Source organism: uncultured Psychroserpens sp., assembly GCF_947500255.1.
Classification (GTDB): domain Bacteria; phylum Bacteroidota; class Bacteroidia; order Flavobacteriales; family Flavobacteriaceae; genus Psychroserpens.
On record NZ_CANMRL010000001.1, the window covers coordinates 439,989 to 464,819 of the forward strand.

At 34.2% G+C, this 24,831-nt stretch carries 14 protein-coding genes; 3 read left to right on the forward strand and 11 right to left on the reverse strand.

Features of this window, described 5'->3' with window-relative positions:
- Window positions 1-8: 8 nt before the first annotated feature.
- From Q0783_RS01835 to Q0783_RS01885, 11 genes are all read right to left on the reverse strand, one after another.
- Window positions 9-2,384 carry a GAF domain-containing protein gene (locus Q0783_RS01835; protein ID WP_298892794.1) on the reverse strand — a complete coding sequence of 792 codons (2,376 nt, stop codon included), beginning with the start codon at window positions 2,382-2,384 and terminating at the stop codon, window positions 9-11.
- A 180-nt stretch (window positions 2,385-2,564) separates the two neighbouring features.
- A complete protein-coding gene (locus Q0783_RS01840) occupies window positions 2,565-4,682 on the reverse strand; it encodes a glycoside hydrolase family 97 protein (protein ID WP_298892796.1) in 2,118 nt (705 codons plus the stop codon).
- Between the two features lie 8 nt (window positions 4,683-4,690).
- Window positions 4,691-6,349 carry an alpha-amylase family glycosyl hydrolase gene (locus Q0783_RS01845; RefSeq protein WP_298892798.1) on the reverse strand — a complete coding sequence of 553 codons (1,659 nt, stop codon included), beginning with the start codon at window positions 6,347-6,349 and terminating at the stop codon, window positions 4,691-4,693.
- 3 nt (window positions 6,350-6,352) lie between these two features.
- Window positions 6,353-7,786, reverse strand: coding sequence for an alpha-amylase family glycosyl hydrolase (locus tag Q0783_RS01850; RefSeq protein WP_298892800.1), 1,434 nt, complete (start codon window positions 7,784-7,786; stop codon window positions 6,353-6,355).
- A 4-nt stretch (window positions 7,787-7,790) separates the two neighbouring features.
- A complete protein-coding gene (locus tag Q0783_RS01855; RefSeq protein ID WP_298892802.1) occupies window positions 7,791-10,235 on the reverse strand; it encodes a TIM-barrel domain-containing protein in 2,445 nt (814 codons plus the stop codon).
- Window positions 10,236-11,192, reverse strand: coding sequence for an alpha/beta hydrolase-fold protein (locus Q0783_RS01860; RefSeq protein ID WP_298892804.1), 957 nt, complete (start codon window positions 11,190-11,192; stop codon window positions 10,236-10,238).
- 1 nt (window position 11,193) lies between these two features.
- Window positions 11,194-13,164 (reverse strand): glycoside hydrolase family 13 protein, encoded by a 1,971-nt coding sequence (locus Q0783_RS01865; protein ID WP_298892806.1) that lies wholly within the window; start codon window positions 13,162-13,164, stop codon window positions 11,194-11,196.
- 31 nt (window positions 13,165-13,195) lie between these two features.
- Window positions 13,196-15,502: a glycoside hydrolase family 65 protein gene (locus Q0783_RS01870; protein ID WP_298892808.1), complete on the reverse strand. Its 2,307-nt coding sequence runs from the start codon at window positions 15,500-15,502 to the stop codon at window positions 13,196-13,198.
- Window positions 15,503-15,519: 17 nt separating this feature from the next.
- Window positions 15,520-16,212, reverse strand: a complete 693-nt coding sequence (pgmB, locus tag Q0783_RS01875) for a beta-phosphoglucomutase (protein ID WP_298892810.1) — start codon at window positions 16,210-16,212, stop codon at window positions 15,520-15,522.
- Between the two features lie 2 nt (window positions 16,213-16,214).
- Window positions 16,215-17,588, reverse strand: coding sequence for an MFS transporter (locus Q0783_RS01880; protein WP_298892812.1), 1,374 nt, complete (start codon window positions 17,586-17,588; stop codon window positions 16,215-16,217).
- A 130-nt stretch (window positions 17,589-17,718) separates the two neighbouring features.
- Window positions 17,719-18,771, reverse strand: coding sequence for a LacI family DNA-binding transcriptional regulator (locus tag Q0783_RS01885; protein WP_298892814.1), 1,053 nt, complete (start codon window positions 18,769-18,771; stop codon window positions 17,719-17,721).
- Between the two features lie 314 nt (window positions 18,772-19,085).
- Between Q0783_RS01885 and Q0783_RS01890 the strand changes: the two genes are divergently transcribed.
- From Q0783_RS01890 to Q0783_RS01900, 3 genes are read left to right on the forward strand one after another with little or no spacing between them, the layout of a single operon-like run.
- The gene (locus tag Q0783_RS01890; RefSeq protein WP_298892816.1) at window positions 19,086-21,983 is read left to right on the forward strand and encodes a SusC/RagA family TonB-linked outer membrane protein; all 2,898 of its coding nucleotides are present in this window, start codon (window positions 19,086-19,088) and stop codon (window positions 21,981-21,983) included.
- 42 nt (window positions 21,984-22,025) lie between these two features.
- Window positions 22,026-23,618 carry a RagB/SusD family nutrient uptake outer membrane protein gene (locus Q0783_RS01895; protein ID WP_298892818.1) on the forward strand — a complete coding sequence of 531 codons (1,593 nt, stop codon included), beginning with the start codon at window positions 22,026-22,028 and terminating at the stop codon, window positions 23,616-23,618.
- A 14-nt stretch (window positions 23,619-23,632) separates the two neighbouring features.
- A complete protein-coding gene (locus tag Q0783_RS01900) occupies window positions 23,633-24,817 on the forward strand; it encodes a SusE domain-containing protein (protein ID WP_298892820.1) in 1,185 nt (394 codons plus the stop codon).
- Window positions 24,818-24,831: the final 14 nt, after the last annotated feature.

Here is a 24,831-nt window from a genome sequence, read left to right on the forward strand (position 1 = left end):
AAGTACACTTAGGCATTAATTTCCTTCATTAAATCGTCATAGGTATAGAACAATTTATCATCTTCATTTTTGTGATATAATACACTTACTCGTAAGGCTTTTAAGCCTGTAACTGCTTGTAAATCCTGAAGTTCAACAATTTCAACATCATCATCTAAATACTTTTTAGACTGTAAGAATTTAATATACCTTAAATATTCTCTTTCGTCTTGTTTTTGAGAATAAACGATACTTATCTTACCTTTTTGAGTGACACGCTCAGTAGTACCTTTGATATAAGCTTTATCCACACGTTTTTTTACAATTTCATATCTAGCATTGTAAGTGCCATCAACATCAAATTGCTTTTCATCCATTCTAAAACTAATAGATAAAGGCTGGTTAAACACTAGAACCATAGAAGCAACATCTAGTTTTACTGGAAAATCAGATTGCATTAAATAAAAGGCATTTTCCATTTCACACATGACTTGTAATTGCCACAATCTCAAATTATATAAATAGATTGGGTTAAAGCTATCTTCTTTAGTAATAGACTCACCAATATACATGTTGTGCTCAACACCGTCAGTTTTGAAGCGTTCGAAATAATGAGGATACATAGCCTGTGCTTCTAGTTGCTTTTTATCTAAAAGCGCAGCCATCTCTTTATTTATTAAAGTAATTGTATCGTCGTAATTTTTTCTATGCTTATATAAGACATCTACTTTATCGTCAATACTGTCAAAGTAAGCGTTTACTTGATCTGTTAAAACACCATCTCTTCTTAAATGATCTAATAAAGGATCTATATCTTTTCTTATAAATGCAGAAATTTGTTGCTCACTATCGACTTGAAAATGCGAATTCAAACCTTCTAAATAATCATTTATTTGATATAGAAATTGCTCATAAATTGGTAAGTTTTCAATTTCAAGAGCATTAATTATTATAGCCTTTATAGCATTTAGTTGAATTGTCAAATCTTGTTGAGTAGCCGAATTTCTTGCATCGGATGAACCTTTAATGTCTATTTGTCCATACAACGGATAAACATTTTCAAAAGCTATTTTATTAAAACTAGGCTCTTTACCATTTAATTGATCCTTAATAAAGTTTCTGGCCTCCTTAACAAATCGCCAGTTAACACTTGGGTGAATCGAAGTACATTCTTGCTGAATAATAGCTTCAATTAAGTTTTCTTCTTCACTTTTAGAGCGTTCAACTGCTGATACAATAAAAGGCATTACATCAACTAGTTTATTAGCATTAATGCTATTTAAAACTTTAGGCTGGTCTGAAACAATTTCCAGAATTCCCATTAACCCTTCTTCGTTAGCTATAGGCGCTAAAATCGCACTTTTAATGTTTTGATCTTTAAGTGTTTTGTATTGAGGAGCTTTACCTTCAGATAATTTATAATATTTTTCTACATCAGAAATAGCGTAAAACTTTTTCTCTTTTAATAACGTTTGATATGAGTCACTGCAAAGCGCACTAGAACACTTATTAGAATCTAAATTATTTAGTAAAAAGCTATTCATTGCCACACCATAGACCTTCTCAAAATCATCCTCTTCTTCATTATAAATAGAAAAACCTACTTTAATATCTTTAAGTCCTAAGAGTGATCTAAAGATTTCTTGAAAATCTTCCATAAAACCTTCATCTTTTCGCTTATCCTCACCAATTAATGTGGTTTTAATATTTGAAATAGATTGGTCATCTGTAACATTGAAAATATTAGAAATTACAAAACCCTTAAACGTATAACTATTAGGAGGGAATTTTTCCTTCCATAATTCCATGTTGTCAAAATTGTCTAGCAATTCGTCAACATCTTCTTGTGTTATTTTTGGGGCATTATCTGCTGGAATAATCTCTGTAAAATCTGCATTGTACAATATCTTATAGAACTGCATAATTCCATTAGCATCAGGAATTTCATAATAGAATGGTCGCTTGAAGTTAATACTGTGACCGTAACAAAACGCTAAAATGATAGTACATGCAATAATATACTTATCATCCTTTGGCATATTTTTAATTTCTAATTCAAAATCGTCACCAGCAGTTTCAATAATACTTTTGAAACGCTCAGAAGAGTTAAAAATGAGGTTATGAAAAGGAACAGAAGCTGTTTTGATTTCATTTTTTGTCAAAACTGGGCTAAAAGAGTCTTGTAGTATAATACTAATCTCTTTCTCTCTTTCCTTCAGAATTTTAGGATCACTAAACCCATCGCGCAAAACAGGGTGAGCATCAGCTGTTTTCAAGACACGTCTAGCCTTAGCAGCAATGAATTCGTCTTCACTTTTTGCTAATTCCTCATAGTGCTTGAGTAGTTTACTAAAACTTACTTTAAGCTCAAAAGGAGATTCTATATTCTCGTTAATGTCACTCATACCAACGTTTTGTTGCATGCAAAGTTACAAATTAATAGTTTAATTCTTATTAATAAGACTTTCTAAGTGTCAGAATGTTACAAGAAATTATGTTAAAAATGTAAGAAATTTAATCGATTAAAAATGGTACTTAACTATAAGCTAGCTCAAAGAAACGCTTATCAATAAAAAAATATAGCACTATTTTTTTATAATACTTATGGCTACACCTCCACCTTGGGCTAATCTTAATTTTAATTGAGATGATTTATGTATTACTAGCGTTTCAATATCTATAGCTAATGGATTTTTGTCCCAATGTGCATCTTTTCCATCTTTATAAATCGTAGCTATATACTCTTGATCATCATCTAAAAAATCAAAATCTACATCCAATTCTCGAGCATTTTCATCAGTAATACTGCCTAAAAACCAGTTGCCCGTTTCACGTTCTTTCCTTGCAATGGTCACGTAATCTCCTACTTCACCATTCAACACTTTTGTGTCTTCCCAATCAACACCTACATCTTTAATAAATTGCAATGGTTTAGGGTTTGCTTCATAATGCTCTACCAAATCGGCAGCCATTTGAATTGGGCTATAAATTACAACGTATAATGCCAATTGCTGTGCTAAGGTTGTATTGACCTGATTTTCTGTTTTGTATTCGTTAAACTTAATATTAAAAATTCCCGGTGTGAAATCTATTGGACCAGCTAGCATTCTAGTGAAAGCTACAATTGGCAAATGCTCTGGAGGGTTTCCTCCATCTTGAGCCCATGCATTAAATTCTTGCCCACGAAGACCTTCTCTCGAAATGGTATTAGGATATGTTCGTCTCAATCCTGTTGCCTTGATTGGTTCGTGAGCATTGATAGCCACTTTATACTTTGCAGCTTTTTCAACTGTATTGTTATAATGGTTTACCATATACTGTCCATGATGATATTCTCCTTTCGGAAGGATTTTTCCAACATATCCAGTTTTAACAGAATGTATACCATAGTTCTGCATCAAAGCAAAAGCAGCATCTTGTTGTTTTGTATACGTTTCGGTAGCAGCAGAAGATTCATGGTGCATTATGATATCAACACCTTTCTCTTTTCCGTAGCGAACTACTTCATCGATATCATAATCGGGATATGTTGTTACAAAATCAAAAACACCTTCCCGATCTTCAAAACCGATCCAACGTTCCCAACCTGTATTCCAACCTTCAACTAAAACACCTTTGATATTATTTTTTGCTGAAAAATCTATAAATCGCTTTACATTTTCGGTAGTAGCGCCATGTCTCCCATGTGCCTTTCCTGTATCGGTCCATTTTCCATCAACCATCTCCATACCATAGTCCCATGACGATTTCCCTAAATGCATTTCCCACCAAACACCTGTATATTTCATTGGCTTAAACCAAGATACATCTCCTAATTTATTAGGTTCATTCAGATTTACAATAAGGTTAGATGCTATTAAATCTGGCGCATTATCTGTAATTTGTATAGTTCTCCAAGGTGTATGGAATGGTAAACTACGTTTTACTTTATAGCTTGTATTTTCTGAACCTACAAGGTGACTTTCAAGGCTTAAATTGGTCGTATCTACTTTTAAGGTCATACCCGAATAGTCTACCAGAGTTGCTTCATGAAAGCTGAGATGAATACCATCTTCACCAACCATAGTCACAGGCGTATTAACAGCATTTTCTGGTATATACGTTTGAGCCAAATTAACATGTCCTACATATTTTAAAGCATTAATTTCTGAAAGTTTAGTCGTACTATACAAATGTTCGTAAATATCCCAATCTCCAGGAGTCCAGAAGGTATTGTAGTCCTGTGTTAAGTTAAATTGTGTACGTTCTTCGGTGATTTCAACATCTTTGAGTCTTGCTTGTTCAGGAAACTCATAACGAAAGCCAATACCGTCGTCATAGACTCTAAATATAATATTAAGAAAACGTTCTGGCGATACTTTTTCTTGAAGCATCACTTTTAATTCTCTATAATTATTAACAACATCCTTTTGTTCTCCCCAAGGCATTGACCAAGTCTCAACATTAGTCTTTGTTTCAGAGTTTTTAACACTAAAGTTCTTATGAAATGCAGGCGCATCTTTAAACTCGAAACCTAGAAAAGAGGTGTCGATCACAACCTTGTTTTCTCGAGTAACGACATAAAAAGGAGCTCCTTCTTTGGTGACATTAAATGTTAACTTCAATACTCCATTTGATGATACCGCCTCAAATACGTGCTTGTCATCAGAAGAATTACAAGACACTAAAAATAGCGCTAATAGTAATATAATTAAACCTCTCATAATTCTAATTATTTTTGTTCTAAAAGTACAGTATAGAACTCAGAACTGAATTCTGCTTTTCCATTTGACACTACTATATCTTCATTTGAATATGCATCATGAATAGTTTCTCCATCTTTAAAAAACTTAGATACATCTATCGATTTTTCGCCTTTAGCTAAATTTAAACCTATGACGACCAGATCTTTATAATCTTCATTGGTATAACTTCTATAAAAAGTATATGGTTCTTGAGTAATCATTTGATGAGTTCCTGCACCAATAGAAGGATGATTAGCTCTAAACTGACCAAGTTTCTGCCAATGCTCCAACACTTTATTGGTCTTTACATCACTTTCAATAGCGTCCCAGTTCATCATAGAACGTAAAGTAGCATCTCCCACTGTGCCTTCAACAACTAAACTTCTAGCAGATTCATCTCCATAATACACTTGGGATGTTCCTGGAGTTAGTAATAACATTGTTGCGGTTTGATAAGGCTTTTCTCTCGTTGGGTCAAATGGTTGTCCGTCGTCATGTGAACTTAAATAATTTAAGACACCATAACCCTTCAATTTTGTATTTAATTCATTTGAATAACGTTTAAAAACATCTTCTTCAGACTGTTGAGCAACATTCCATTTGAGTTCAAAATTAATAAGACTTGTAAAGGCTTCATCAAAATAGTTCACTTTTTTATCGCCAAAATCAAACGCCTTTCCAGATGAGATTCCGTAGTTATACACTTCACCAACTAAATAAAAATCGTTGTCATCTAAAACCTTATCCTGATTGTTCTTCTTAAATTCTGAAAATGCATAATCGCATTCTTTTTTAAATTCTTGCCATACAAATTCTTCGGTGTGTTTCACAGTATCAACTCTATAACCATCAATACCAAATTCGGTAATATAGTCAGTTAACCATTTCATAATATAAAAACGTGGTGCTCTAGGGTAACCTGTTCTTTCAAAAAATGCGTCTAATTCGGCAACCTCATCTTCATAACGTCCTTCCGTTTTCCATTTCTCAACTAATTGAGGTGGTAAATCAACGGCTTCATCACTTTCGGTCTTAATATCTGGCAAGTTCTTTACTAACGTACAAGTAATCGTATTTTCATAGTTACTGTATTTACATTGTGGTTCGGTTCGTACCCAATCACTCGGCCAAACTGGATCCTTTTCAGTAACAGGTCCTGTATGATTAATTACAGCATCTAAAAGAATTCGAATCCCTTTGGCATGTGCAACCTCAACAAGTTGTTTTAAATCTTTTTTTGTTCCATAATTGGGATCAATAGCTGTCCAATCTTTTGTCCAATAGCCATGAAATCCATAAGTAACGCCAGTACCTTCATCTGTTCCTCCATGAATTTGCTCAACTATTGGTGTCATCCAAATCGCATTAATTCCAAGATCTGTAAAGTAGCCTTCTTCGATTTTTTGAGTAATCCCTTTAATATCTCCACCTTTAAAACCGCGTAATTTCCCCGTTTCTTTGGTTCTATCAAAATTTACGTCGTTAGATGTATCACCATTATTGAAGCGATCTGTTAATAGAAAATAAAGATTAGCACCTTCCCAAACGAAAGGGGTTTCTTGTTGTTCTACAATGGTTTGCTTTTTTGCTTCTTGGCAAGATACCAGCATTAAAAGGCTGTATGTTATTATAAAAATATGTTTCATAAACTAGTCTGTTAATATTTTATATTCCCAAGGCTGAAATGTTAATTCGTCACCCGTTTTAAGTTCTACTTCACTATTGGTCATGTAATCTTTAAAAGAACCGCTTGTTGTATTTTTCATGGTTTGTACTTCATTAGAAAAATTACCTATGAATCTAACTTTTTGCTTCCCTTTTTTTCTTACCATATCCAATATATGTTTATTATCACTTTTCAGGTTCACGAATGCAGCGGCATCTTTCCCACCATGCAATGCGGTATTGGTTGTTTTTAAAACTGCTAATTTTTCTAATAAGCCCCAAGTCTTTCCTTTGGTTTTAGGGATAGAGTCTTTCTCAAAAAACTTCAGTCTATGGGCTAAGTCATACTCTTGTCCTGTGTAAATTAATGGCATTCCTTTTTGCATATAACTAAAAACTGTCATAAGTTCTGAAGCATCTCCCATACGCTCCTTAATGGTTCCATTCCATGAGTTTTCGTCATGGTTAGTAACGAAATTCATTAAGATATCATCGGTTTGATAATCTTTAAATATCTTAGTAGAGTAGGCATCAAAATCACTTAAATTTTTCTCGCCTTTTGCTAGTGCATTCATTAGGTGATGGCCATCCCAAGCATAAGCCATATCAAACAAGTCGCCTTTTAGCAATTCTGGTTCCCAAGCTTCGGCTAGCATAAAAATATCTTTTTGTTTACGAAGTTGAGGAATAGTCTCTTTCCAAAAATCAAAAGGTACAGAACCAGCAACATCACATCTAAATCCGTCAACACCTTCTTCAGTTATCCAATAACTCATATCTTCAACCATTTCTTTTCGCATCGATTTGTTGTCGTAGTTTAAATCGGCAACATCTGTCCAATCTGTTCCTTCAGGATGTACGACTTCACTTTTATCGTTTTGCGTATAATATTCTGGATTCGTTTTTAACCAAGTATGATCCCAACCTGTATGGTTTGGCACCCAATCTAAAATGACATACATCCCATTATCATGAGCTGTGCTCACTAATTCTCTAAAATCTTCTATAGTTCCAAACTCAGGATTAATCTTAGTGAAATCTGAAACTGCATAATAACTTCCTAGATATTTTGCCTGTTCATTTTCTGGGAAGTCTGAAGCAAACTTGCTATCTGCTCCGCCTGTCGCTTTTCGTTTTGTTTCTGAAATTGGAAAAACAGGCATCAGCCAAATAATTTTTACACCTAGTTTTTTTAAATCAGGAATATCTTTGGTGAATTCATCAAACGATCCTTCTGGAGAATACTGACGAATATTAGCCTCATAAATAATAGCACTTTCTAATACATCATCAGAAATTGGTGCTAAAATTTCTTTTGGTTCGGTTTCATTTACAACAACAGTACTATTGTCTTTTTTATCTGTCTTACAAGACCAGAGCAATAGTGTAATTAGCATTATGGTTAGTATGTTTTTCATTGGATTATCTTTTGAGTTTTATTTTGATATTGATGTCTTCCTGTGTTGTATCCCATTCTATGGGAATTGTTATTACCTTATTTTCTGAGTCCCATTCTAGGTTCTTTTCGCCTTCAATTTTGATATATCTTGGCTTTTGTTTTAGATCAACTTTAAATTTATTACCATTAATTTTTACATATCTAGGTTGGTTTTGAATATTCCTAATCATCAAGTCAATCGCTTTACTATCCATATTTAAATTCGTTCCAGAATCTAGGTTAAATTGAAATTCAAGATTGCGACCTTTATACTTTGCATTAAACTCTAATATCTGAAACTCTCCTTTAATAAATGTATTAATCGTTTGACCATCATCGTTATAGAGTTTTCGCATACTTTGAGTTATAGATTCATGATAATAATAATTTAAATACAAAATGGGATTATTATTACTTCGAGTATTAGACATAGGTTCATACATTGGAATAAAAGCACCAGCTCTCACAAATGTGGGTATCGAATTTTCTTTAGTTGCAATGGTTTTTGTTTGTCCGCCTTCAAATTTTTCATCAGTATAAAAATCAAACCATGTGGTATGCTTCGGAAAATAGACCTCTTTTTCTTTTTGTCCAGCCTTTAAAATTGGAGCCACTAACATATCATTTCCCCATAAGTAAGCGTCTGAGTATGTAAACAAATCCAAATTATTTGGTTCTTCGAAGAATAATGGTCGCATTAGAGGTGCTCCTGTTTGATGATTTTCATACATCAAGTTGTAGTTATATGGGAGCATTTTATAACGTAGCTCAATAGCTTCTTTAGCTAAAACTTTGACTTTTTCACTCCTAAACACAGGCTCACTAGCCACTTCTTCTTGTGCATGGGGACGATAAATTGGTTGAAATACACCATACTGCAACCATCTTACATACAGCTCATCATCAAGATTGGCACCAGCAAATCCGCCTAGATCACTATGCATATAGGCTAAACCTTGCATTCCCATTTGGAGTGCAATTTCGGGCTGACTTTGTAATCCGCCCCAAGTTCTATTGACATCTCCCGACCATGGTACCATTCCATAACGTTGCGACCCAGAATAACCAGCGCGCATTAAAATAAAAGGTCGTTTATCTGGATTGGCTTCTAAGCTAGATTCATATACTAATTTTGCCCAATCATGACCGTAGATATTATGAACCTCATCAGCAGTACCAGTGGCATGTTGCACCCAACCTGGATGCACTTCAGGTTCGCCAAGGTCTCCCCAAAATCCGTTGACACCTAATCGAGATAGGTCTTTGTAAATGTTTTTGAACCAAGCATTTCCCTTACTACTATAAATATCTATGATACCTGTGTTTCCAAAATAGAAATTATAGGTTGCTGGATGTCCTATAGAATCTTTAGCTAAAATATCTTTTGTAACCGCCTCGTCCCAACGATTAGAAGTCGTGAGGATAAAAGGCTCAGTAATAAGGATAGTTTCTACATTTCTAGCTTTTAAATCGTCCACCATTTGCTTGGGATTTGGAAAAGAGTCTCTATCAAAAGCTAGGTTTCCCATAGTACCTTTAATTTCTTTTCCAAACCAATATAAATCTAGAATGATAGCATCAACAGGAATATTTTCTTCTTTAAACTTATCAATGGTTTCAATCACTTCTTTTTGAGAATGGTATCCAAATCGACTTGAGAAATTTCCTAAAGCCCAACGTGGTAACATAGGTTGCTTTCCTGTTAGATTTGTATAATTATCAACAATATCATACCAAGACTCACCAACAATAACCTGATAGGTCTTACGTCCAGAAATGGTTTCATATGTGAGTGTATTATCACGTTTACTATCTAGATCTAAAAAGCCTATTGGCGCATTATCAAAATGAACCATGTATTTGTTAGACGAAATTACTATAGGCAATGTGTAGTTCATCAACTCAGATCGTGTTTCATAACCATAGTGCGCACGATTGTACAACTGTAATCTATTACCACGACGATTCATACCCAAAGCTCTTGCTCCACCACCATATAACACTTCATCTTTGGTAAGTTGAAATTGAATAGTTTCCAAGCTATCAGTTTTTATATAACCTCCTTTTTCAGAAATAACATGCTTGTTTTTGAAGAAATACGATATTTGAAAAGGTGATTTCTTGACGGTTACGTAAAGCCCATTAGTTTTTAACAACACATCCTCACCGCGTTCTGATATTTGAACGTTAGACGCTTTTGATTTTAAAACAACAGCATGAGAGTTTTCATTTAACGATTCACCGGTTGGAACAAAGGTAGTTTCTATAATTTCTGATGATAAAGGCTTGATCATATAGTAACCATCATTCACCTCAATTTTCAAATTAGAACCTTTAATTTCTGCACCTTTAAAAATACGATTCGGGTTTTGAGAAAATCCGATCGTAAAACAACAAATGGTACTTATTAAAAATAAAACATTCTTCATTTAATTGGCTAATAAAAATAATAATGGTTGATCTAATCGTTTGTTCCATGAACTTTCAGAATGATCTGTTCCTTCAAAAAATAAGTTTTTAGAATTTGTTTCTGTATATCCTTTTTGCTTTAAAATCTTATCTACACGAGGTGCAAATTTTGGATAAAATTGGTCTAAGGTTTTATTTCCATAATCGAAATACAGCTTGTGGGTTTTTGAGGATGGTAAATGGTCTTCCATATATTTAAATATAGCCTCAGGATAAGGGTTGTTAGGCATTGGCATTGCGCCAACCCAATGTGTTGAAATACATCCTGCTGCTCCAAAAGTATCTGGATATTCAGAAATAGCATACATCGACATTAAGCCACCCATACTTGAACCTGCCACAACCGTATGCTCTTTTTCAGGCAGAGTTGAATAGGTTCTATCAATGACTGGTTTTAATTCTTCAACAAGAAATTTTAGATAATTATCACCATTTAACTTCACGTCAAAATTGTTCTTTTTTGCCATGGCAATTAAAGAATCTCGTGTTGTTTCGTTGATATACTCAAATGACTTTTCAGGAAATAAATCCAGCCATCTTATTTGTGGAATATTATGAATACCTACAACGATAAAATCTTTGGTTTTTTTGTTATTCATTAGTTTTGAAGCCCAATCATCAACTTTCCATTCTTGCTTGTTCCAAGTGGTTGTAGAATCAAATAAATTTTGTCCATCATGCATATACAATACAGCATATGACTTCTTTTTGGTATAATTTTTTGGCAACCAAACATCAACAGGTCTTGGTTTAATATACTGTGATGGAAAAGCTTCAACACGATGCAAAGTCCCTTCATAAAGCACGGCTTCTTTTAGTTGCTTAAATACAATATCATCTGCATTAGAGCTGTTTTTACTTTGAGATTGACCATCAAAAGACCATAATATCAAAACCATTAGAATATATCGTTTCATACTATTCTGTTTTAGTTGTTAGCAATAATGGACCTTTAACAGATAAGTCTATGGCATCATTCCAATCAAAGGTTTCACCTGTAATAATGTTTGTTAATGTTTTTCCGTCAAGACCAATTTCAGTATAACGTTTTAGATCAATAGTAATTGGCTCATCATTTTTATTAATAATCAAAACTACCGTTTCATCGCCAAGAGTTCTAAATAAGAAATACGTGCCCATAAATGGTGAGAAATGAACAGTTTTGCCATCATGAATAGCTTTACTTTTCTTTCTATAATTAAGAAGTTTTGTCATAAATGATTGCATTCCTTTTTGCTCTATTGACAAACCTTCTCCTGTAAAAGCACTTACGGTATCACCTTGCCAACCTCCAGGATAATCTGTACGAATTAAACCATGGTCTCCAGGAATTTCAAAATCATCCATTAAGATTTCGGTCCCATAATACATTTGCAAAATTCTAGGCATCATGGCATAGGTTGCAACTGCCATTTTTGTATTAGCAACATCTCCTTTTAACTGAGTGAAAATGCGACTCATATCATGGTTGCCAGGAAATATCATAATACTCTTAGGATTAGCATAATGAAAATCATTAGCTAATCCTTCATAAATTTTCACAAGACCTTTATCCCAAGACTCTTCTTCATTAAGTGCTTCTACAACTTTAGCTTGCATTGCAAAATCCATTGTAGATTTTAAATTAGAGTCGTAGCCATCTCTATTATTCGCACCTTCTTGCCAATACCCAATGAGTAATGGATTGTAACTCCATTCTTCTCCAACAATATTGAAATTAGGATACTCTGTCATAATAGCTCCAGCCCAATCACTCATAAAATCTTTATCAGGATACGGATAAGTATCTTGTCGAATACCATCTAATTGAGCAGTTTCGATCCACCAGATACTGTTTTGGATAATATATGTTGCTAAGAATGGGTTACGTTGATTTAAATCTGGCATAGTCGCCACAAACCACCCATCAGAGTTTCCATCTTTGTCATGCTGAGAAGCATAAATGTCTTGATTGGCAGTACGTCTATGATTAGAATGCGTTGTGGTTTTCCAATCCCAATTATTCTTATTCTTTTCGTAGTTATCTTGAAGGTTTAACCAATCTTTAAATGGTAGATCTTTCATCCACCAGTGTTCTAATCCGCAATGATTTGCCACCTGATCCATGATAAGTTTCATTCCTCTTTCTTTTGCTTTTTGAGATAAGGTTTGATAGTCTTCTATAGTTCCGAAACGCGGATCAATTTTATACAAGTCTGTAATGGCATAACCATGATACGATCCTTCTTTCATATCATTAATTAGCATAGGTTGCGACCAAATTGCCGTAAATCCAAGATCATGAATATAGTCGAGATGGTTTAAGATACCTTCTATATCACCTCCATGACGTGCATAACTGTTGTTTCTATCGATTGTTTGCTCTAGCAGCTGTTCTTGCCCTTCCATGGCAGCTGGCGAGTCATTGTTTGGGTTTGCATTTACAAAACGATCAGGCGTTATAAGATAAATAGCATCACTACTATCAAATCCTATAAAATCTTCGGCTGGCTTTAATCGATTTTTCAATTGATAAGTGTGGATCAATTCATCACCACTTCCATTTTTAAATTTTATATTAAAGGTTCCTGCAGAAGCGGTTTCAGAAATCAATAGATCAATAAATAAGTAATTATTACTATTATCACCTTTACTTACTTTTTCTATAGATACTCCTTTATAGGAAATACTTGGTGTATACTCTGCAATATTATTATGCTTGACCAATAACTGTAATTTGTCATTTTCAAAACCAATCCACCAGTTAGGTGGTTCGATACGTTCAATATCATTTTTATCAATAAGTTCTAATGAATTCCCATTAACAACATCATTAGTTGAAGATTGGTCTTTACAGGACACACTTAAAGCAATGATACATGAGAAAAATAAATACATCTGTTTTTTCATAATTATACTAGTTTAAATGTGTCGTTGTATGTTACACGGTTACTAAATTATTTGGGCTTATGGTCACTGTTTTACCATTAACCATAATATCTAAATCGTTATGCCCTTCAAGTTCAAAATGTGTATGCCCTTTACAGGCATTAATTTTTATGATTTGATTTCTAAAGTTCACTTTAAAGGAATATCCTTCCCATTGCTCTGGAATTTTAGGCTCAAATGATAATGTATTATTAACGACTCTCATTCCTCCAAAACCTTCAACAATACTCATCCATGTACCTGCCATTGATGTAATATGTAAACCTTCTTCTACTTCTTTATTATAATCATCCAAATCCAAACGCGATGTTCTCAAGTAGAACTCATAAGCCTGTTCCATACGACCCAATTTAGCAGCTTGAATACTGTGTACGCATGGTGACAATGAGCTTTCGTGAACTGTAAAAGGTTCGTAAAAATCAAAATGACGCTCCAATTCTTCGGTAGAAAATTGATCTTCAAAAAAGTAGAATCCTTGTAAAATATCGGCTTGCTTAATATATGGAGAACGTAAAATCCTGTCCCATGACCATTTCTGATTAATAGGACGTTGCGATACGTCTAAATCTGAAACCGTTATCAATTCTTTATCTAGGAAGCCATCTTGCTGTAAATAAACATTTTTTTCTTCTGAAAATGGAAAGTACATATTATCTGCAACGTTTTTCCATTGCGATAATTCTGCTTTTGACAGCTTGACTTTATTCATTATTCTGGTATAATCAGAACCATACTCAGCTTCAATCTTATTGATATTTTCTAAGGTATAGTCAATACACCATTTAGCAATATAGTTTGTATACCAATTGTTATTAACGTTGTTCTCATATTCATTTGGACCAGTCACACCTAGAATAACGTAGTGTTGTTTTGCTTCAGAAAATGTAGCACGCTGTTGCCAAAACCTTGCAATACCAATTAATACTTCTAGACCTTTTTGAGGTATATAACTATAATCTCCAGTATAGCGATGGTAATTAAAAATGGCGAATGCAATGGCTCCATTTCGATGAATCTCTTCAAAGGTAATTTCCCACTCATTATGACATTCTTCACCATTCATAGTTACCATAGGATATAATGCAGCACCATTAGTAAATCCTAATTTTTCTGCATTTTCAATGGCTTTCTGTAAGTGATTGTAACGATATTCTAATAAGCTTTTTGCTACATTCTGATCTTTAGTGGCCATGTAAAAAGGAATACAATAAGCTTCGGTATCCCAATAGGTGCTTCCACCATACTTTTCTCCAGTAAATCCTTTCGGACCAATATTTAATCGTGCATCTTTACCAAGATAGGTTTGGTTTAACTGAAAAATATTAAATCGTATACCTTGTTGAGCAGCAACATCACCTTCGATAGTAATATCTGCCATATCCCAAATTTTAGCCCAAGCTGTCTTTTGTTGTTCTAGAAGTGTATCAAATCCAATTTCAGAGACCGTGTTTAGGGTTTTCTTCGCTATTGAAATTAATTCATTCTTGTCATGATTTCTGTCGGTAGTATATCCACCAAACTTAGTAAGTGTAATTGTATCCCCTTTAGACACCTGATTTTTGTAAGTAAAATCAATTCTATCAATAGTATCATTTATAGTTTTATCCTGTTTTAGGATCTTACCATTTAATGATACTTGAGTTTGCATAGAAGTACACACATAAAAATGCGTTTTCATGGTTTTAGACACAATAAATGCTTGCTCTTTTTCGTGATTCACACTTAAGACATCCCAAAACTTATCATCCCAATTTGAATCTTCATTGGTAATACCGTTATCTAGATATGGTGAAAAATCAATCTGGGCATCATTATTAATAGGTGTCACATTATATGCAATAGCACCTATTTCATCAACGTCCAAACTTAAAAATCGTTTAGTCTCTACTTTAACTTGAATAAAATTTTGGAGTGTAGCTGTAAAACTTCTTGACAGCCAACCTTCTTTCATGTTTAATTCTCTTCGGAAATCGTCTACCTTATTACAATTGGCTAAATCTAAAACTTCACCATTTACAGTAACATTAATTCCTATCCAGTTTGGTGCATTTAATACCTTAGCAAAATATTCTGGATAGCCATTTTTCCACCAACCTACTCTTGTTTTATCTGGATAGTAAACGCCTGCGACATAACTTCCTTGAAATGTAGCTCCAGAATAATGTTCTTCAAAATTAGCACGTTGCCCCATTGCTCCATTACCCAAGCTCATCAAGCTTTCTGATGACTTAACACGGTCGACATCAAATCCCTCCTCTATGATTGACCAGTTATCTGGTTGTATATAATTGTTATTCATTTTCTTTTACAAATCAATTATTGATTGATACTTTTTTTTGATTGTTTTTCGATTTTTCCAGAAATAATGTCTGTTATAAAGGCTTTAGACATCTTGGTAAAATCTTTAAATACATAATCTGCCTCATGCAGCACACTATTTTCACCTATCCCAATAGATATCATACCGGCTGTATTTGCTGCTTGAATTCCAGCAACAGAATCCTCAAATACAATACAATTTTCAGGCTCAATATTTAATAGTTTTGCACCTATTAGAAATACCTCAGGATCTGGTTTTGCTTTAGATACATCGTTACCATCTACAACAGATTGGAACTTGTCTAAAAGGTCTACTTTAGTTAGAATTGATCTTGCATTTTTACTTGCCGAACCTAAAGCTATTCCTTGCTGTTTTTCAACAAGAAAATTTAAAGTTTCGGTGACATCAGGCAAAATCTCTGAGTCGTCCATAGTATTAATATAACTCAGATAATTGTCATTTTTCAAACCCATGAGTCTCATGAATTCATCTTGTGAAAGGGATGTATTTCCCCATTCTAATATTTTTTCTAATGAACGTACTCTGCTAACGCCTTTAAGTTGTTCATTTTGTACTTCGGAAAAATCTATACCAATACTATTGGCTAATTTTTTCCAAGCTAAAAAGTGATACTTTGCTGTATCAACAATAACACCATCTAGGTCAAATATGAATCCTTTTTTATTCATTTTTACAATTCTTCAGTTTGGTATGTAATTGCATTTTTATTTGTAATTAATAAGTTACAGAATCCGGCAATTACTAAACTGACTCCTGCAACAGTCATAGCGTTTATAGCTTCATCTCCTAAAAGCCCTGAAACAAAATTAATCCCTCCTAAAGCTGCGATTATCTGGGGAATTACAATAAACATGTTAAAAATTCCCATAATAACACCCATTTTCTTTGGATCTACAGAACTAGAGAGCATCGCATAAGGCATAGACAGAATACTTCCCCAGGCAAAACCAATTAAGGCAAAACACCATTTTAAATTTTCGGGAGATGTGTAATTCATTAACAAAAATCCTAATCCACCTAACATCAACGACCCCATGTGAACATACTTTCTGTTAATACGCCGTCTAGAAGTATAAAATGTTAATATTAAAGCAAATGCCATTGATGACAAACCATAAACTCCCATCGCAGATCCTACGGCATTTGAAGACTCTTGAAAGGCCGTATTTACTAAATTAAACGCCTCTGCTTGAGCTGGAATATCCATATTGTACTCACTCTTTACTGGTGCAGGAGTTTTAAAAACATGCTCTGTTAATGCTGGATTAGCTAAACTCCACATCGTAAAAAAGGCAAACCATGAAAAAAATTGGATCAATCCAAGTTTCTTCATTGTTAATGGCATATTTCCTATGTTATTTAAAATATCAGGAATGAATTGATTTTTCTTTTCTTTTTCTCTTTTAAATTCTTCCATATCCTCAGGAGGATATTCGGAAGTAGTGAAAATAGTATATAATATACTTAATAAAAACACGAAGCCCCCAATAGCAAAAGCTACTTTAACAGACATAGGCACAACACCTGACGCCGCAGAATTACTCACTCCAAGTTTAGAGACCATCCACGGTAAGTTACTAGCAACCCATGTCCCAATTCCAATTATCAGAGTTTGTACAACAAATCCGTAAGAACGTTGAGACTTAGGTAATTTATCTGCTACAAGCGCTCTAAAAGGCTCCATAGAAATATTTATTGAAGCATCAAGTATCCACAAAAATCCAGCTGCCACCCACAATGCTGGCGAGTGAGGAACAAAAAATAAAGCTAGTGAACTTAATATAGCACCAATAAGGAAGTAAGGTCTTCTTCGACCAAGTTTAGGGTGCCACGTTCGATCACTTAAATAACCAATAATAGGTTGTACAAGCAAACCTGTAAGAGGCGCTGCAATCCATAATAATGGTATAGCATCCTTTTCAGCTCCTAGTGTTTGAAAGATACGAGACATAAAGCCTCCTTGTAATGCAAATCCGAATTGTATCCCTAAGAAACCGAAACTCATGTTCCAGATTTCCCAAAAACCAAGCGTGCGCTTTTTCATAATAGTATGTTTAAATTAATACTATTGACAAGCGATAAAACTTATCAAAACTTAAATGTAGAAGTGAAAATATAAGTTTTGATTAGGGTGTAAATATAGTAAAGTTTTTATTTAATCAATGTTAAATATCTTATTTGGTCGATTCTCTTTCGATGAGATTAGTCTCAATAACGACTGTTTCAAAGGTCTCCTCCTCCTCTTCGTTATCTTCGTCCATCTCTAATCTGTTAATCAACAAATCGGCAGCTTTTTCGCCGATTTCTTGTCCGTGCTGACTCACAGTCGTAAGGCTTGGTGTAGAATGTTTGGAGAGCACACCATCAGTAAAACTAACAACTTGTAACGATTTAGGAATTTCTAACCCTAACTTTCTCGCTACTTTGATAGCAGTTACTGCATAAAGCTCATTTACTGCAAAAATACCATCAATAGATTTATTGGATTTAAATAATTGCTCAATTTCAGCTTCTAACTTATCCAAATCATCGTCAGACAATAATTTATCTTCAATTTTTAATATCATAGATGCCTCAGGATGTATTTTATGATCTTCTAAAGCCTCCAAATACCCTTGAGTTCTAAGCTTGCCTACACTAACATAATCTTTTGTAGTAATTATAGCTATGTTTTTACAGCCACTAGACACTAGTTTTTCAACCGCTTTTTTTGCACCTTTAACATCATCAACGATAACTTTATCACAAGGGATTTCATTAACAACACGGTCAAACATTACTATTGGCATACCTTGGTTAATAGTCTCTAAAAAATGATGATAATCTTGTTGTTGCAGTGTTTCCTTTGATATTGATAAAATAAAACCATCTATACTGCCATTGGCAAGCATTTGCATGTTAATCACCTCTTTGTCAAAAGATTCATTAGAAAGTCCAACAATAACATTATAACCTCTTTTGTTGGCCACAAGTTCAATACCAGTAATCACCTTTGAGAAAAAATAGTGAACAATCTCAGGTATAATAATGCCTATGGTTTTTGTCTTTCTATTCTTCAAACTTAGTGCAATATTGTTAGGCCTGTAGTTATAGAGTTTTGCAAAAGCTTGAACTTTCTGCCTAGTATCTTCACTTATTTCGACACTATTTCTTAATGCTTTTGATACAGTTGAAATAGAAACATCTAATTCTTTTGCTATTTGTTTTAAGGTTATTTTTCGTTTCATTCGAGCGATTTACAACAATATTTTTGTTTAATATTTTCGAAACAAGATTAAACAATTATTTGCTTTTCTTGCTATATTTACGTATTTTATATTCCGAAGTTGACAATAAAGATATTATTTTATTACAAATTCGATAATTTTTGAGCATTTTAAGTTAGTTACTGTTAAAATCTAAAAAGTTTTCAACACGAAAACGTTTGCGTTGCCCAAATACAAAGGGATAACAAAAAAAACACCTAAATTTTACATAGATTTAACACCAGAAGTGAAAATATAAATCAATTAACTAAAGCAACTAACTTTAAAAATATTTTATGAAGACATTTTTAAATAGCTTATTAGTACTAACATTTTTATTACCGGCAACCCTCTTTAGTCAAACTAAAGTAACTGGTATAGTAACTGATGAAGCTAACGCATTACCGCTTCCAGGAGTAAACATTCTTGTAAAAGGAACTACAACTGGAGCATCTACTGACTTTGATGGTAATTATTCAATAACAGTCAGTCAAGGAGATATCTTAGTATTTTCATACTTAGGATATAAGACAAAAGAAATCACTTACACAGGACAATCGCCACTTAATGTAGCTTTAGTTCAAGATGCTGGTCAATTAGACGAAGTCGTTCTAATTGGTTATGGTTCTACAACCAAGCAGGATGCAACTGGAGCTGTTGAGAAAGTAGGTGACGAAGAATTTAATAGAGGGGCAATTGTTGCGCCCGAACAATTATTAGCTGGTAAAGCTGCTGGTGTTCGTATCACATCTGGTGGTGGAGCTGCAGGTGAAGGATCTGAAATTAGAATTCGTGGTGGAGCTTCTCTAACTGCCAACAACTCTCCTCTTATTGTAGTAGACGGTTTACCTTTAGACCAAAGAGGTGTTCAAGGTGTTAGAAATTCATTGAATGCTATAAATCCTGCTGATATTGAGGATTTTGTGGTTTTAAAGGATGCTTCTGCAACTGCTATTTATGGATCTAGAGCTTCAAATGGTGTAATCTTAATTACGACCAAAAAAGGTAAAACAAACGCACCTTGGGCTGTAGAGTATGACTTAAAAGCATCATTACAAAGTGTTAATGATTATGTAGATGTGCTTACAGCTGATCAATTTATCGATATTCAAAGTACAAATCCAGAATTTGATCCTTCATTAAATGGTACTGCTAATACCAATTGGCAAGAAGAAATTTTTACAACTGGTGTAGGTGCTATTCATAACTTAACAGTGTCTAAAGGATATGAAAATTTCAATTTCAGAGTGAATTTAAATCATGTATCTCAGGAAGGAACATTATTAGGAGATCTTTACGAAAGAAATGCTATTAATACTGCATTTGTTCATAGATTTTTAGATAATGACTTGAAGTTAACATTAACAGCCAAAGGAATTAAGGATGAATACAACTTCGCTGACCAAGGATCTATTGGTGGCGCTATTGCATTTGACCCAACACAATCTATATTTGATCAAGATGGAAACTACACGCAATTAGGAGACCCTTTAGCACCTGTAAATCCATTGTTTTATTTAGATAATAATAACTATCAAAATAGAAGTACTACAAAACGTGCTATTGCCAATTTTAATATCGATTACAAATTTTGGTTCTTAGAAGGATTGCGTTTTAATCTTAATGCAGGTATAGATTATTCTGAAAATGACGGTGCCGAATTTAGAGTAGCTAACCCTAACAATGCTAATGGTTTTAATACTACAAATTTGTACGGTGGATTTGACAAAAACAAATCATTAGATTTTTACTTTAATTACAAATCTGATATTCAATCCATCGATACAGACTTAGATGTTACTGTAGGTCATGCTTACCAAGAGTTTTATAAACTCAATGAAAATACCAGAACAAATTCTGAAGGTGCTTTAGCACCTGTACCAACAATTATTAACAGAAATGCTCTTGAGTCTTATTTTGCTAGAGCTAGTTTTGATATTTCAGATAAATACTTAGTTTCTTTAAGCTACAGACGTGATGGTTCTTCTAGATTTGGACCAGATAATCGTTGGGGTAATTTCCCTGGAGCTTCTATTGGATGGAAACTATCAAATGAAGAGTTCCTTGCAGAATCGTTCTTCTCTAACCTGAAACTTAGAGCTGGTTGGGGTGTTACTGGTCAGCAAGAATTAAATAATAATAACTACGGTTATTTAGGAATTTATTCTCCAGCTGTTAACAACCAAGTATCTGTTCAATTTGGAGATGAATTTGTTCCTACATTAAGACCAGATGCTTTTGCTGCAGACCTTAAATGGGAGGAAACTTCACAATATAATGTTGCATTAGACTTTGGATTTTTTGACAATAGACTAACAGGTACTATTGATGGATACTATAGAGAAACAACCGATTTATTAGCACAAGTTCCAGTGCCTGCTGGTTCAAACCTGTCGGATCAAGTCACAACTAATATTGGTGAAACGGTAAGTAGAGGTTTAGAATTTAGTTTAAATGGTGAGATTATAAAATCTGAAAACCTAAACTGGAATGCTAATTTCAACATTACATTACAAGATAGAGAGATTACTAAATTGAATTTATCTGATGATCCTGAATTTTCTATCCCAGTTGGAGGTATCTCTGGTGGAACAGGTAATACGATCCAATTATACAAGCCAGGTTTAGATCCATCGACATTCTTTGTTTTTAGACAAGTATACGATGCTAATGGAAATGCAATAGAAGGTGCTTATGTAGATGTTAATGGTGATAATCAAATTACAACTGCAGATAGACAAGCATATAAAAAAGCTACACCTGATGCGTTTATGGGATTCACTAACAATTTCAACTACAAAAACTTTGACCTAAGTTTCACATTTAGAGGAAGTTTTGGAAACTATGTTTACAATAATGTGGCTTCAAGTAGAGGAAACTTAGCATCTATTTTAGATGCTGCAGGAAACTATCAGCCAAATGCACACCAAAGTGTATTAACTACTGGATTTAGAGATCAGCAATTATTTTCTGATGCTTATATTCAAAGAGCTGACTTCGTAAGATTAGACAACTTATCTATTGGATACTTGATTCCATTTGAAAAAACACAATTGAGATTATCATTAACTGGAACAAATTTATTTGTGATTACAGAATATGATGGGTTAGATCCTGAAATTTCTAGTGGTATTGATAATAACTTTTATCCGAGATCTACAAATTATGTACTTGGACTTAATTTTTCTTTCTAAAAAAATGATGAATAAATATAAAACTACAAAGCTATGTTAAAAATGAAAACAATTAGATTAGTCCTAGCTTTATTCGCTATGATTGCAGTATTGCACTCTTGTGAGGATAAACTGGATTTACAACCAGAAGACGGTCGCCTTATTGGTGATGCCGCCTTTGATGGTCCTGATGCGTACAGACAAGCCTTTGCAAAACTTTATGCAGGTCTTGGGTTAACTGGTCAAAATACAACAGGTTCTCCTGATATTGTTTCTGATGATGAAGGTGCTTCGGCATATTTGAGATCTCTTTGGAAAGTTCAAGAATTACCAACTGATGAAGCCGTTATTGGATGGAATGATGGTGGTATTAGAAACTTAAACTACCAAACATGGACAGCAGGTAACGAATTTACAAGAGCTGCATACTCTAGATTTATGTATGAAGTCTCTATCGTTAATAACTTTTTAAGAGAAACAACAGATGCTAAACTAAATGATAGAGGTGTTAGTGCCGAATTGCAAGCTGAAATTCAAGATTATAGAGTAGAAGCGCGATTTTTAAGAGCCTTAGCTTACTATCACGCTATGGATGTTTTTGGAAATATGCCTTTCGTTACTGAAAATGATAATGTTGGTGCTTTTTTACCTCAACAAATCCAAAGAGCTGACTTGTTTGATTATATAGAATCTGAATTATTAGCTATAGAGAATGACATTGCTGCACCTAGATCAAATGAATATGGTCGTGCAGATAGAGCTGCAGTATGGATGGTATTAGCTAAAATGTACCTTAACTCTGAAGTGTATACTGGTACACCAAGATACACAGAGGTTATTACTTATACTAACAATATTATTGGAGCTGGATACTCTATTCCTTCTGGACCATATATTAATTCATTCCTTGCCGACAACAATTCTAATGGTGCTCAAGAAGAAGTGATTTTTACAATTCCATTCGACGGACTTAATTCACAATCATACGGAGGAACAACATTTTTAGTTCACGCTCCTGTTGGAGGTTCAATGCCTGCTAGTGATTTTGGTATCAATGGTGGATGGTTCGGAATTAGAACGACACCTACGTTTGTAGAGCAATTCCCAGATGAAGAAAATTCTGCAGATGGACGTGCATTATTCTATACCGATGGACAAACTAAAGAAGTTGAAGCAATTGGTCCTTTTACAAGTGGTTATGCTGTTACTAAATGGAGAAACGTCGATGTAAATGGAAACCAAGGAAATGACTCAACTGGCGAATTTGTTGATATCGATTTTCCAATGTTTAGACTTGCTGATGTGTACCTAATGTATGCCGAAGCTATGCTTAGAGGTGGTGGTGGAACCATGTCTACTGCCGTTGACTATGTTAACGAATTACGTGTGCGTGCCTATGGAGATACTAGTGGAAATATTACGGCAGGTGATTTAACTCTCGATTTTATACTAGATGAACGTTCTAGAGAATTATATTGGGAATGTCACCGTAGAACAGATCTTATACGCTATGGTCAATTCTCTACTCAAGGAATATGGGCTTGGAAAGGTAATGTTCCTAACGGAGCAACTACCGAAGCTTTTAGAGATCTAATGCCTATTCCTGCAAATGATTTAGGAGTAAACACCAATTTAACACAAAACCCAGGATACTAATAACAACAAATAACATGAAAAAATTATCAATTTTAGGCCTTTTCATCTTTGCCTTATTAAGTTTTAATAGCTGTGAAACAGAAGATGACGTTGTCTTCATAGCCAATAATAATTCTGATTTAGTTTTCACAAACTCATTTCAGGCTGAATATGTTTTAACACCACAAACTGCAAATAATTTAGGTGAACGTTTTACTTGGAACTCGGCAGATGTAGCCGTTCCAACTAACGTATCTTATGAATTACAAAAATCTATAATAGGAGACTTTACTGATGGAGAAGTTATAGCAACAACTTCTGGAAATGAGATTGCTATTACCATTGGAGACATGTTGGGGTATGCTGCTCAAGCTGGTTTAGATGCCGATTCTGAAACAGAAGCACCTAATACAGGACAAGTATACTTTAGATTACGTTCATTTGTTGGAGATAATGGTGAAGAGAACTTCTCTCCTTCAAGTGCTTTAACTGTTGTACTACCTGAAGAAACTACAGTATCACCAGCAGTATGTGATTTTGATCAATACTATATGGTTGGAGCTGGTGTGAAATTTACTGGTTGGGACTGGGCTACACCTCAAGAAGCGAAATGTTCTGGAACTAATGTATATACTGTTAATGTAGATTTAGTAAATAATGTTGATGGTGACGGAAACTTTAGATTCTTTACTGTAGCTACAGACTGGTCTTCTGGTGTTAACTATCCTGGTTTTATTGCCGATGGATATACAATCGACCCAATGTTTGAAGACGCGATGGATGGTGATAACAATTTCTTATTCACAGGTCCTTCAGGTAAATATTTCTTAACTATTGATGCTTTAAACAAAACTATTACACTAGATGCTCCTACAGCGCAAGGTACATGTGACCTAGATCAATTGTGGGCAGTAGGTGCTGGTTTACCAGATGCTGGTTGGGACTGGGGAACTCCAGTACAATTAATGTGTGAAGGTAATGGTGTTTACGAAGGTTGGGTAAATTATACAGCTGACGGTGACGCAAACTTTAGATTCTTTACAACAGCTACAGATTGGTCTTCTGGACAAAACTTCCCATTCTTTGCTGATGATGGCTATGTTATCGATTCAAACTTTGAAGATGCCATGGATGGTGACAATAATTTCAGATTTACTGGAACAACTGGCCAATACTATACAATAATAGATACAGTTAATAAGACAATTACACTTCAGTAGTTCGTTCATATTAA

Excerpts from the sequence above, each read along its gene's own strand:
- Q0783_RS01835 (WP_298892794.1), bottom strand. The coding sequence starts at position 2,384 with ATGAGTGACATTAACGAGAATATAGAATCTCCTTTTGAGCTTAAAGTA.
- Q0783_RS01850 (WP_298892800.1), bottom strand. The coding sequence starts at position 7,786 with ATGAAAAACATACTAACCATAATGCTAATTACACTATTGCTCTGGTCT.
- pgmB (WP_298892810.1), bottom strand. The coding sequence starts at position 16,212 with ATGAATAAAAAAGGATTCATATTTGACCTAGATGGTGTTATTGTTGAT.
- Q0783_RS01885 (WP_298892814.1), bottom strand. The coding sequence starts at position 18,771 with ATGAAACGAAAAATAACCTTAAAACAAATAGCAAAAGAATTAGATGTT.
- Q0783_RS01890 (WP_298892816.1), top strand. The coding sequence starts at position 19,086 with ATGAAGACATTTTTAAATAGCTTATTAGTACTAACATTTTTATTACCG.
- Q0783_RS01860 (WP_298892804.1), bottom strand. The coding sequence starts at position 11,192 with ATGAAACGATATATTCTAATGGTTTTGATATTATGGTCTTTTGATGGT.
- Q0783_RS01845 (WP_298892798.1), bottom strand. The coding sequence starts at position 6,349 with ATGAAACATATTTTTATAATAACATACAGCCTTTTAATGCTGGTATCT.
- Q0783_RS01840 (WP_298892796.1), bottom strand. The coding sequence starts at position 4,682 with ATGAGAGGTTTAATTATATTACTATTAGCGCTATTTTTAGTGTCTTGT.
- Q0783_RS01880 (WP_298892812.1), bottom strand. The coding sequence starts at position 17,588 with ATGAAAAAGCGCACGCTTGGTTTTTGGGAAATCTGGAACATGAGTTTC.
- Q0783_RS01870 (WP_298892808.1), bottom strand. The coding sequence starts at position 15,502 with ATGAATAACAATTATATACAACCAGATAACTGGTCAATCATAGAGGAG.
- Q0783_RS01895 (WP_298892818.1), top strand. The coding sequence starts at position 22,026 with ATGAAAACAATTAGATTAGTCCTAGCTTTATTCGCTATGATTGCAGTA.
- Q0783_RS01855 (WP_298892802.1), bottom strand. The coding sequence starts at position 10,235 with ATGAAGAATGTTTTATTTTTAATAAGTACCATTTGTTGTTTTACGATC.
- Q0783_RS01865 (WP_298892806.1), bottom strand. The coding sequence starts at position 13,164 with ATGAAAAAACAGATGTATTTATTTTTCTCATGTATCATTGCTTTAAGT.
- Q0783_RS01900 (WP_298892820.1), top strand. The coding sequence starts at position 23,633 with ATGAAAAAATTATCAATTTTAGGCCTTTTCATCTTTGCCTTATTAAGT.